Source organism: Nitratireductor sp. GCM10026969 (assembly GCF_042660605.1).
Lineage (GTDB): Bacteria > Pseudomonadota > Alphaproteobacteria > Rhizobiales > Rhizobiaceae > Chelativorans.
In genome coordinates, this window is the sequence record NZ_JBHSUM010000143.1 from 1 (window position 1) to 10,653 (window position 10,653).

Consider the following 10,653-nt stretch of genomic DNA (forward strand, 5'->3'; position numbering starts at 1 on the left):
GGCTCGAGAGCCAGGGGCGTCACTGGTCCGGCAATACGCCCCCGGTCGACGTCTTTGAGGCCAAGGCCGACGCGCTCGCCGTGCTGGAGGCCTGCGGCGCGCCGGTCGATAAGCTGCAGGTCGAGGCCGGCGGTCCGCATTGGTACCATCCGGGCCGCTCGGGCACGATCAAGCTCGGGCCGAAGAACATTCTCGGCACCTTCGGCGAGTTCCATCCGAACACTCTCGATGAGATGGACGTTTCCGGCCCGCTTTGCGGCTTCGAGGTCTTCATAGACGCGATCCCGGAGCCCAAGGCACGCGCCACGCGCACCCGCCCGCGGCTTGATCTCTCGCCCTTCCAGGCCGTCCGCCGCGACTTCGCCTTCGTGGTCGACAAGGCGGTGGAGGCGGCCGCGCTTATGCGTGCCGCCGCCGCCGCCGACAAGAAGCTGATCTCGGACGTCAACGTCTTCGACGTCTTCGAGGGCGAAGCGCTCGGCCCGGACAAGAAATCGGTCGCCATCGAAGTCACCATCCAGCCCCTCGAACGAACCCTGACAGAGGAGGACTTCGAGGCACTCGCCGGCCGCGTGGTCGAGAATGTCGGCAAGCAGACGGGCGGTGTTTTGCGCGGATAATCCGCGAGTGTTCTGGTCAAGCGGACGCCTCGCTTCTATGGGCGCTCCCGCCGGCCCGACCGCACGCCGTCCCATTCACGGCATGACGAGGGCGGCGCGGTGGATTAAACTTGCAGCGTGAGCAAGCTCGCGTTTCGCAACACCAGGGATGGCTACGGCCTCGTCGCGATCGTCTTTCACTGGGCGCTTGCCGTTCTGATCCTCGGGCAGATCGGGCTCGGCCTCTTCATGATGCGCATCGCCGACCAGCGCCTCGCCTTCGATCTCATCCAGTGGCACAAGTCGCTCGGCCTGCTGCTCCTCTTGCTGATCGCGCTCAGGCTGACCTGGCGTCTGCTCAACCCGCAGCCTCGGCCTCCGGCCTCTCTGCGCCGCTGGGAAAGGTGCGCGTCCGCGAGCGTCCACCGTCTGCTCTACGCTGTCTTCCTCGCGCTGCCTTTCACCGGCTGGGCGCTGGTTTCGGCTTCCGTGCTCGGCATTCCGACACTTGTCTTTGGCCTTTTCCTGCTGCCGCACCTGCCGGTCGGCGTTTCGGAAGCCGGCGAGACGTTCTGGCGCATCCTCCACCACCTTCTCGCCTATACGGCGATCGTCCTGGTTGCCGGTCATGCGCTGGCCGCGCTGCGCCATCACCTGATTCTCAAGGACGGCGTTCTGAAGCGGATGCTCCGGCCGGCGCGGCGCACAAAACCGTGACTGGACCGTGCGCGCACCGTGGCGGATGCTATCGGCACACGGATGGTCGAAGATGAAGATGCGGACAGCGTTCGTTGCGGCCCTGCTTCTTTTCCTGGCATCGCCGCGGGCGGTCGCCGCGCCGTCCCTGTCCGAAGCGGCGGGCAGCTACGTCATCGTGCCGTCGCAGTCGGTTCTCGCATTCGCGGTGCCGGCGGTGAGCGGGCCGGGCATCAAGGGGCGATTCGCCCGGTTCGAGGGCACGGTCGACATTCCGGCCGACAGCGTCGAGGCGGCCCGCGTGACGATCACCATCTATCCCGAGAGTGTCACGACCGGCCAGAAGCGGGTCGACGACTTTCTCAAAACCGATGCCGTCTTCGACACGCGAAACGAGCGGGCGATCATCTTCCGTTCCGCGCGCGTGCATCGCACCGGCGAGGACGCGGCGACCATTGAAGGCAATCTGACCGCCCGCGGGCGCACCTTCCGCGAGACCTTTCGCGCAAGGCTTGCCGATTCCCGGCGGGGAAGCCTGCGCTTTCATGTGCAGGGGAAGGTCTTCCGGTCCCGCTACGGCATGGATGTGGGCACGCCGATCTACTCGAACGTCGTCGATTTCGATATGGACCTCTCCGTCCGGCGCCGATAGTCTCGCGGCATTGTTTTCGGGAGGCATCATGTTCCGTTGGGGTATTCTGTCGACGGCTAAGATCGGCCGGGAGTTCGTCATTCCGCAGCTTCAGGATGCGGAAAACGGGGTGGTGACGGCCATCGCCAGCCGTGACGAGTCGCGCGCGAAGGCGGTCGCGGCGCGTTTCGGCATTCCGCATGCCTTTGCCTCTTACGAGGCGCTTCTTGCCTCGTCCGAGGTCGACGGGGTCTATATACCGCTGCCCACCTCCCAACACGTCGAGTGGGCGGTGAAGGCGGCGGATGTGGGCAAGCATGTGCTCGTGGAAAAGCCGCTGGCGCTCGACGCCGGCGATATCCGACAGGTCATCGAGGCGCGAGATCGCAATGGTGTTCTGGTTTGCGAAGCCTTCATGGTCACCTATCACCCGCAATGGCTGAAGGTGCGCGAACTCGTCGCCGACGGCGCCATCGGCCGCCTGCGTCATGTGCAGGGCGCCTTCTCCTACCACAACGTCGACCCGCAGAACATGCGCAATCGCCCGGAGCTCGGCGGCGGTGGTCTGCCCGACATCGGCGTCTACCCGACCGTGACTGCCCGCTTCGTCACCGGGCGCGAGCCGCAGCGCATCCAGGCTGTCGTGGAGCGCGATCCCAGCTTCGGCACGGATATCTACGCCAGCGTCAAGGCCGACTTCGGCGATTTCGAGATGAGCTTTTACATCTCGACCCAGATGGCGGCCCGGCAGACGATGATCTTCCACGGCGACAAGGGCTATGTCGAGGTGGAAACGCCGTTCAACTCCCGCGTCTACGGCGACGACCGGGTTCTCCTGCACAGCGCCGACCACGCCACGACCACCGTCCACCGCTTCGGCGACGTCCGCCAGTACAGGCTGCAGGCGGAGGCCTTCGCCCGGGCAGTTGCCGGCGAGGACGTGCCGGTCTTCCCGCTGGAGGATTCGGTCCGGAACCAGAAGGTCATCGACGCGATTTTCCGCGCCTCCGAGCACGACAGCTGGGAACCAGTCTAGCCCTACGGGTCCGGCACGGTCGCAGTCAGGCGCAGGACGTCGGATGGCGGCTCCATGCGTGAGATCGTGTTTTCGCACGTATAGAAGATGTGCCCGCCGATCCGGTCGATCCGGCGCAGGCGCTTGGCCCAGCCGGGGCTGACGGTAAGGGCGTGGTAGTGGGTTGCATGCGCCACGGGCGGTAGCCCTGTCCCATGCTTCGCCGCTTCTTCCGTGCGGCAGTCACGGCACATGACTTCCCCGGCGATGGCTTGTGCCTTCTGCCAGGCGGCCTTTTCGCGTGGGTGATCGGAGCGATTGTCACAGGCGAAGGAGAATTGGCAGCGGTTTCGCCGGCGGGCGTTCTGGTAGACGACGCCGCAGATGCTGGCCGGAAAAGCACGCGAGCGTTTCCGGTTGAGAACCACCTGCGCCACCGCACGCTGGCCGTCCGGCTCCTCGCCGCGCGCTTCGTGATAGACGGCAAGCGCGAGGCAGTGCCGTTCGAAGCGTGCGCGCACCCGGTCCGACAGTGAGCGAACCGATGGCATTGCCGGCCATGCCGCTGCCGTGCCCGCCGCCTGCGGGAGCCGGCCGGGAAAGGGCAGCACCGCAAAAAGGGGGGAGGCGGGACAGAGGTTCGTCGCCAGTAGAACAAGAAGTCCTGAAAACAGAATATTTTTAAACAAGTTGTAATTCCGTAAAATATACAACTAGTAAGAGCATACATTAGGTTTGCCGTCAATATTCCCTAGATATGCGCCCAGCCTCTGCGGAAGCCTCAAAATACGGAGGTACGGCATGTGGAGGTGGCGGAACGAGGCGACAGATCGGGCTCACAAGCCGCCTTGCGCGACAAAAATGAGCTTCTTATATACGCGCCGATGCCGCGCTCGCCTTTAGGGCGGTGCGTCGCGGCTTGTTTCTAGTGAACAGGGGCTGTTGCCTGGAACGCCGGAATGGGTCCTGACAGTCTGCTTAGCGGAGAGAATAAATGGCAAAAGTGATCGGTATCGACCTCGGAACCACCAACTCCTGTGTCGCCGTCATGGACGGCAAGGACGCGAAGGTGATCGAGAACGCGGAAGGCGCGCGCACGACGCCGTCGATCGTGGCATTCACCGATTCCGACGAGCGTCTGGTTGGCCAGCCGGCCAAGCGCCAGGCCGTCACCAATCCTGAGAACACTTTTTTCGCGATCAAGCGCCTGATCGGCCGGCGCTTTGAAGATCCCACCGTCGAGAAGGACAAGAAGCTTGTCCCCTATCACATCGTGAAGGCGGAGAACGGGGATGCCTGGGTCGAGGCCCAAGGCAAGAACCACTCCCCCTCGCAGATCTCGGCGATGATCCTTCAGAAGATGAAGGAGACGGCTGAATCCTATCTTGGCGAAAAGGTGGAGAAGGCGGTCATCACCGTTCCCGCCTATTTCAATGACGCCCAGCGCCAGGCCACCAAGGATGCCGGCAAGATCGCCGGCCTGGAGGTCCTGCGCATCATCAACGAGCCGACGGCGGCAGCGCTTGCCTATGGTCTCGATAAGAAGGAAGGCAAGACGATCGCCGTCTATGACCTGGGCGGTGGCACCTTCGACATTTCGATTCTCGAGATCGGCGACGGCGTGTTCGAGGTGAAGTCGACCAACGGCGACACCTTCCTCGGCGGCGAGGACTTCGACATGCGCCTCGTCAACTATCTCGCCGAGGAGTTCAAGAAGGAGCAGGGCATCGATCTGAAGAACGACAAGCTCGCGCTGCAGCGGCTGAAGGAAGCCGCGGAGAAAGCCAAGATCGAGCTGTCGTCCGCCGCGCAGACCGAGATCAACCTGCCCTTCATCACGGCCGACCAGTCCGGGCCGAAGCACCTGGCGATGAAGCTGACGCGCGCCAAGTTTGAGAGCCTGGTGGAAGATCTCATCACGCGCACCATCGAGCCCTGCAAGTCGGCGCTCAAGGATGCCGGCATCAATGCAGGCGAGGTCGACGAGGTGGTGCTTGTCGGCGGCATGACCCGCATGCCCAAGGTGCAGGAAGCCGTGAAGAACTTCTTCGGCAAGGAGCCGCACAAGGGCGTGAACCCGGATGAGGTCGTCGCCATGGGCGCGGCCATTCAGGCCGGCGTGCTGCAGGGCGACGTGAAGGACGTGCTGCTGCTCGACGTCACCCCGCTGTCGCTCGGCATCGAGACGCTTGGCGGCGTGTTCACGCGGCTGATCGACCGCAACACGACCATCCCGACCAAGAAGAGCCAGGTTTTCTCGACGGCGGAAGACAACCAGAACGCGGTCACGATCCGCGTCTTCCAGGGCGAGCGCGAGATGGCGGCCGACAACAAGATGCTCGGCCAGTTCGATCTCGTCGGCATCCCGCCGGCACCGCGCGGCGTGCCGCAGATCGAGGTGACTTTCGACATCGACGCAAACGGCATCGTCAACGTTTCGGCCAAGGACAAGGGCACCGGCAAGGAACAGCAGATCCGTATCCAGGCCTCCGGCGGTCTCACCGATGACGAGATCGAGAAGATGGTCAAGGATGCCGAGTCCAATGCCGAGGCTGACAAGAAGCGCCGCGAGACGGTCGAGGTGAAGAACCAGGCCGAGGCCCTCATCCATTCTTCGGAGAAATCGCTCAAGGACTATGGCGAGAAGGTCTCCGAGGAGGACCGTACGGCCATCGAAAACGCGATCGCCGAGCTCAAGACGGCTACGGAGGGCGACGACCTGGACGCTATCAAGGCCAAGACCACGGCCCTTGCCGAGGTGTCGATGAAGCTCGGCCAGGCCATGTACGAGGCCAATCAGGCCGCCGGTGAGGAGGCTTCCGGTGCGGAGGGCTCGTCCGGTGAAGGCGGTGAAGCCAAGAACGATGACGTGGTCGACGCCGATTTCGAGGAGATCGACGAGGACGACAAGAAGTCGGCCTGACGAATCATCGTCTCTCGTGAAACCGGAGCCCGGGCCTCGTGCCCGGGCTTTTTTATGGCCGTTGGAAGCCTGGGGCCAGGCGGTGCAGCGGGTTCAATGTGCCATGAAGACCGGCAGTGTGCTTTCGGCGATGATTTGCCGGGTCGCCCCGCCGAAGATCATCTGCCGGATCCGACTCTGCGTGAAGGCGCCCTTGATCAGCAGGTCGCACCCGCATTCGGCGGCTTCGTCGAGAATGGTCTTGCCGGCCGAACGGCTGCCCGGCGCGACGGAGCGCATTTCACAATTGATGCCGTTGTACCGCAGGTAGCGGCCGACCTCCTCGCCGGTGGGGCCGGGCACGCTGCTGCCTTCCACGGTCAGGACGATCGCACGGCGCGCGTGTTGCAGGAGGGGCATGGCAAAGCCGATCGTGCGTGCCGTCTCCGTACTGCCGTTCCAGGCGATCATGATGGTCTCACCCATCCGCGAGGGTGCACGCGGCGGCGCGATGAGGACCGGTCTGCCGCTCTCGAACAATGCCGCTTCCAGGGTACTGGCACGCGGCTGGCCGGCCCTGCTGCCTGGCCGGCCCACCACCGTGATGTCGAAGACACGGCCATAACTGCCGACGAAATTGTCCCCCTGCGGCTCCCCGTGCCAGCCGAAGCGCAGCGCCCCGCTCTCTGCCTCGGCAGCCGGCACGCCATGGGCGTGCATGGTCCGTTCGAACATGCGGCGCGCCTCGTCCGGCGCCGTACCGTCATGCCTGAAATCTGAGTCGTAGACGATGGTCGCGCCCATCGCATCGGCTGCCAGGAAGGGGCTGAGGGCGGGGCTTAGCGGGAACCCTTCGAGATAGCTCCCGAACGTCTTGCCGAAAAACGCGGCCGTCTCGAGCGTCGTGCTGGCAAGGTCGTGCATTTCCACGGGAACGAGAATCGTTTTCATGGGCATGACCGCGAGTAAAGTTGCGCTTATAAGCTGTTTCCGACCAACATGATCAACACCGCATTATAGTTGCAGAACCGATAGCGGGGAAAGCCTTGTTGTTGAAGCCCGGACCGCCCCAGCCGCCTGCCGATACCGCTCCGCAAGCTGCTACACCGGTCCAGTTTCTCACGCTCTTTCCTTCCATCATGCTGCCGTGTTCCTGGCCGTGGTCGACCAGACGATCGTCGCCGCGGCCGTGCCGGCCATTGCCGGACGCATCGACAGCCGCACGGGGCACACGGCCGTCTTTCCCTCGTGCGGCCTCGTCGTGGTGGTGCTGATGCTGGGCTCTCTGGCGACCTTCGCGCCACGATTGAGCTGCGTTCTTCGCCACCACGGGCTTGGCGGCCGCGGCCATGCTGCTGGCCTGGTCGATGCCCCTGCGGCGGGTGTGACCGATCCCTCGGCAGAACTGCCCCATAGAAGAATACGCGATGCGGAATCGCGCATTCTTCTCTCAGCTAGTTGTTTTTCACGCTCGATTGTTCCGAATCGGGGACCGAACTTCGGATGTCGCGCTACCGCCCCACGGCACCGACCAGCAGGTTGTTCTCCGCCCGCAGGCTCACCCAGCGCCCGGTATGCGTGCTGGCCTGGCGCTTGAGGTATTCGTAGCCGGTCTCGTTCCACAACTTCACCTCATCATTGAGGTTGTCGAGGATGAGATCGCCGGCGCTGCTGCGCAGGGTCAGGACGGCATGCCCCTCGCCGTCGGGCTTGCGCACAACGGTAATGGGGAGATTTGCGAGCGATACGCCGGCCTCGTGGAGGCGCCGGCGCTTTTCAAGCACGTAATCCTCGCAATCGCCGATACCTCTGTCGGGATAGGTCCAGACCTCCTCCTGGCCGTAGATGTCGACGTCGTTCATCGGCTTCACTGCCTTGTTGACCGCCAGGTTGATCGCCGCGATCTTTTTCCTGAGGGCGTCCGTCATCCGTACCGGACCCGTATCGCGCGGGTGGATGGCGCATTCATGCGGCATCCTCTTGCAAAACTCATAATGGCCGATCGGCTGTGAAGTCAGCCCGCCGGTGGCCATGAGCGACGCCGCCTCGGCCGAGTTATCGACCGGGCCGATCGCAGTCGCGCAAAATCCGATTGCGGTGAACAATACCGCCCACTTCGCAGCCATAAGCCGCACCCCATGATCCAGTCTTTAATTTCTTTAATGGAAAATTAACGGGTTTTGGGTAGGGACTGTCAATTGTGAATCCGGCGTTTATCCCCTTATGGTTACCGTGCGACGATCCGCGCACCCCCTTTTGCCGGTCAGTGTTGCGCAAATGCCAAGGCGCTGCGCCGCTGGAAGAGCAGGCCCATTTTGGGGAACGCCTGGCAGCCAGGGGTGCTCCGGTCGGTCTTAATCCGTCTTGAAATGATCGCGCGGCGCGCTAACGGTTGCGCTTGCGCGGCTTTGCACGTCCCGGAGCGCGGGCGGACTTGCCGTGTGCAGCGATGAAGTCGGTGATCCGCGGCACGATCTCAGCCCGGAACCGCGATCCGTTGAACACGCCGTAATGTCCGACCGTCGGCTGCAGGTGATGCTCGCGCATGTGATCGGGAATATTGGTGCACAGGTCATGCGCGGCTTGGGTCTGGCCGACGCCGGAAATGTCGTCGTTCTCGCCTTCGATGGTCAGAAGCGCGACCGAACGGACCGCGCTCGGGTCAATGCGCTCTCCGCGATGCGTCATCTCGCCTTTCGGCAGCGCGTGACGCACGAAGACGGTTTCGACCGTCTGCAGGTAGAACTCCGCCGTCAGGTCCATCACGGCCAGGTATTCGTCGTAGAAGTCGCGGTGCTTCTCGGCCGAGTCGCCATCATCCTTCACCAGATGCATGAAGAAGTCCTTGTGGGCCGTGATGTGCCGGTCGAGATTCATGCTCATGAAGCCGGAAAGCTGCAGGAAGCCGGGATAGACCTGACGCATGAAGCCGGGATTGGGCCACGGCACCTCCATGATCACGTTCTCGCGGAACCAGTCCGTGCCACGCTCTTCGGCCAGCCGGTTGACGCCGGTGGGGTTGCGTCTCGTGTCCACCGGGCCGCCCATCAGCGTCATGGTCGCCGGAAGATCCGGAATGCCGCGCGCTTCCATCAACGCGACGGCGGCGAGCACGGGCACGGACGGCTGGCACACGGCCATCACGTTCGCGCCGGGGCCGAGGGCAGCGAACATCTCGATGACGTAATCGATATAATCGTCGAGATCGAAGCGGCCCTCCACCAGGGGCACCATCCGTGCGTCCGTCCAGTCGGTGATGTAGACATCCGCATGCGGCAGCATCGCCTCCACCGTTCCGCGCAGAAGCGTCGCATAGTGGCCGGACATCGGCGCGACCATCAGAAGCTTCTGGTCCGGCTTGCGTCCGGCCGGCAGATCGCGCGCGAAGCGGATGAGCCGGCAGAAGGGCTTCGTCCACACCACCTCTTCCCGCACCGCCACTTCCTTGCCGTCCACCGTGGTGGCGGTGATACCGAACGCTGGTTTGCCGTAGCGGCGGGTCGTGCGTTCGAACATTTCGGCCGCCGCGGCCACCGAACGACCCCACGGCGTGGCGGCGGCGGGATTGAACGGATTGGAATAGAACAGCCGGATCGCGTCGGCATAGGCGCGCGCGGGCTGCAGGGCCGCGTGGTTGAACTCGTAAAGCTGGTAATACATGTGGAAGACCTTTCGGGCGGGGAGGCGCGCGCGGGAGCAGCGGATCGGCGTTACGCCAGCGATCTCAACCCGGCCTAAGCAATGGTCGATAAATCATCCTTATAGAGTAGCGATGATTTGATGCATTGCAATAGAACGGAGGGTGTTCTCGGCTAACTGATTGGTTTTAAACAGTCTGGGGAAGGAGAATCAGAGCGATTTTCCGTTGCGGCGCAACATCAGGAGTCGCGTTTCGGGCGGAATTCCCGGCGGCACTTCGGCCGCGAACTGTTCGGCCAGGCAGGCGGGCGCTGTGTTGAGGGGGCAGGCGAGGAATCCATGTCGCGCGTAGAAACCTTCATTGAAAGGCAGGGCACGAAAGGTCGAGAGCGAAACCCCGTCGAGTTTCCGCTCGGCGCTCACGGCAATGACCTTCATCAGGAGGGCCCTGCCCACGCCACGGCGGCCATGGGCCGGATCGACCGCTAGCTCCCGGAGGTGCAGGAAGCCCGCTATCTGGCGGGTAACGGCATAACCCACAGGGCTGCCGCTGCGTTCACTCGCTACAAGCGTTTCGCCTTCCGTGGCAAGTGCATGAAATTCGGCCGCTTCCATCGGCGAGTCCGGCACCAGCGAGGGGAAGCCGAACCGGCCGAAGAGAACGGAGGCGCGCGCTTCAACCTCTGCCAGAACAGCCGCGTCGGTCCGGGCATAGGCACGGATGCGGTAGCCCGCCGGTAGAGATAACGCCTTTTCCGCCAAAACTAGCCGTCATAGCCTTCGACGATGACCAACTCGCCATCGGAAACCGATTGACGAATGGCTTTCGCTTCCCGGTATTCCGGCGAGTTGTAGCAATCCTTCGCCGCCTGGAAGGAGGGGAACTCGATGACGACGTTGCGCTGGCGTGCGGCGCCTTCCATTGCCTCGAAGGGCCCGCCGCGCACCACGAACCTGGCGCCATGGCGCTCGAAAGCCGGTCTGGCGGCCGCGATATAGTCCTTGTAGCGCTCGCCGTCGTGCACGTCGACACGCGCGATCCAGTAGGCTTTGGCCATTTCTCCCTCCCGTGGCGGCGCGCTCAGGCGGCCGATTGCATTTCTTCCAGGATCGCCGCCGCGGCGGCGCGGCGGTCCCGCGCCGCGATAACCGGCCGGCCGACCACCAGATG

At 63.6% G+C, this 10,653-nt stretch carries 11 protein-coding genes and 1 pseudogene; 5 read left to right on the plus strand and 7 right to left on the minus strand.

The window, feature by feature from the left end; genetic code table 11:
• The 4 genes and pseudogenes from ACFP9U_RS20305 to ACFP9U_RS20320 all read left to right on the plus strand — a co-directional run.
• Window positions 1-620 (plus strand): annotated as a pseudogene (locus ACFP9U_RS20305) (phenylalanine--tRNA ligase subunit beta); the annotation flags it as partial.
• Between the two features lie 117 nt (window positions 621-737).
• A complete protein-coding gene (locus tag ACFP9U_RS20310) occupies window positions 738-1,316 on the plus strand; it encodes a cytochrome b (RefSeq protein ID WP_378624233.1) in 579 nt (192 codons plus the stop codon).
• Between the two features lie 52 nt (window positions 1,317-1,368).
• Window positions 1,369-1,947, plus strand: a complete 579-nt coding sequence (locus ACFP9U_RS20315) for a YceI family protein (protein ID WP_378624235.1) — start codon at window positions 1,369-1,371, stop codon at window positions 1,945-1,947.
• 28 nt (window positions 1,948-1,975) lie between these two features.
• On the plus strand, window positions 1,976-2,962 hold the full coding sequence (locus tag ACFP9U_RS20320; RefSeq protein WP_378624237.1) for a Gfo/Idh/MocA family protein: 987 nt from the start codon (window positions 1,976-1,978) through the stop codon (window positions 2,960-2,962).
• Window positions 2,963-2,964: 2 nt separating this feature from the next.
• Here ACFP9U_RS20320 and ACFP9U_RS20325 read toward each other — a convergent pair whose 3' ends face one another.
• Window positions 2,965-3,492: a cell wall hydrolase gene (locus ACFP9U_RS20325; protein ID WP_378624241.1), complete on the minus strand. Its 528-nt coding sequence runs from the start codon at window positions 3,490-3,492 to the stop codon at window positions 2,965-2,967.
• A 443-nt stretch (window positions 3,493-3,935) separates the two neighbouring features.
• Here ACFP9U_RS20325 and dnaK point away from each other — a divergent pair, with 443 nt between their 5' ends.
• Window positions 3,936-5,864: a molecular chaperone DnaK gene (gene dnaK / locus ACFP9U_RS20330; protein ID WP_378624243.1), complete on the plus strand. Its 1,929-nt coding sequence runs from the start codon at window positions 3,936-3,938 to the stop codon at window positions 5,862-5,864.
• 93 nt (window positions 5,865-5,957) lie between these two features.
• On the opposite strand, the gene ACFP9U_RS20335 is transcribed toward dnaK, so the two are convergent.
• The 6 genes from ACFP9U_RS20335 to ACFP9U_RS20360 form a co-directional block, all read right to left on the minus strand.
• A complete protein-coding gene (locus tag ACFP9U_RS20335) occupies window positions 5,958-6,794 on the minus strand; it encodes a universal stress protein (protein WP_378624245.1) in 837 nt (278 codons plus the stop codon).
• Window positions 6,795-6,846: 52 nt separating this feature from the next.
• Window positions 6,847-7,194, minus strand: coding sequence for a hypothetical protein (locus ACFP9U_RS20340; protein ID WP_378624247.1), 348 nt, complete (start codon window positions 7,192-7,194; stop codon window positions 6,847-6,849).
• 160 nt (window positions 7,195-7,354) lie between these two features.
• Window positions 7,355-7,969 (minus strand): transglutaminase-like cysteine peptidase, encoded by a 615-nt coding sequence (locus ACFP9U_RS20345; protein WP_378624249.1) that lies wholly within the window; start codon window positions 7,967-7,969, stop codon window positions 7,355-7,357.
• 259 nt (window positions 7,970-8,228) lie between these two features.
• Entirely contained in the window at window positions 8,229-9,503 is a 1,275-nt protein-coding gene (locus tag ACFP9U_RS20350; protein ID WP_378624251.1) for a polyhydroxyalkanoate depolymerase, read from the minus strand.
• A 189-nt stretch (window positions 9,504-9,692) separates the two neighbouring features.
• On the minus strand, window positions 9,693-10,112 hold the full coding sequence (locus tag ACFP9U_RS20355; protein WP_378624255.1) for a GNAT family N-acetyltransferase: 420 nt from the start codon (window positions 10,110-10,112) through the stop codon (window positions 9,693-9,695).
• A gap of 134 nt (window positions 10,113-10,246) precedes the next feature.
• Window positions 10,247-10,540, minus strand: coding sequence for a DUF1330 domain-containing protein (locus tag ACFP9U_RS20360; protein WP_378624253.1), 294 nt, complete (start codon window positions 10,538-10,540; stop codon window positions 10,247-10,249).
• Window positions 10,541-10,653: the final 113 nt, after the last annotated feature.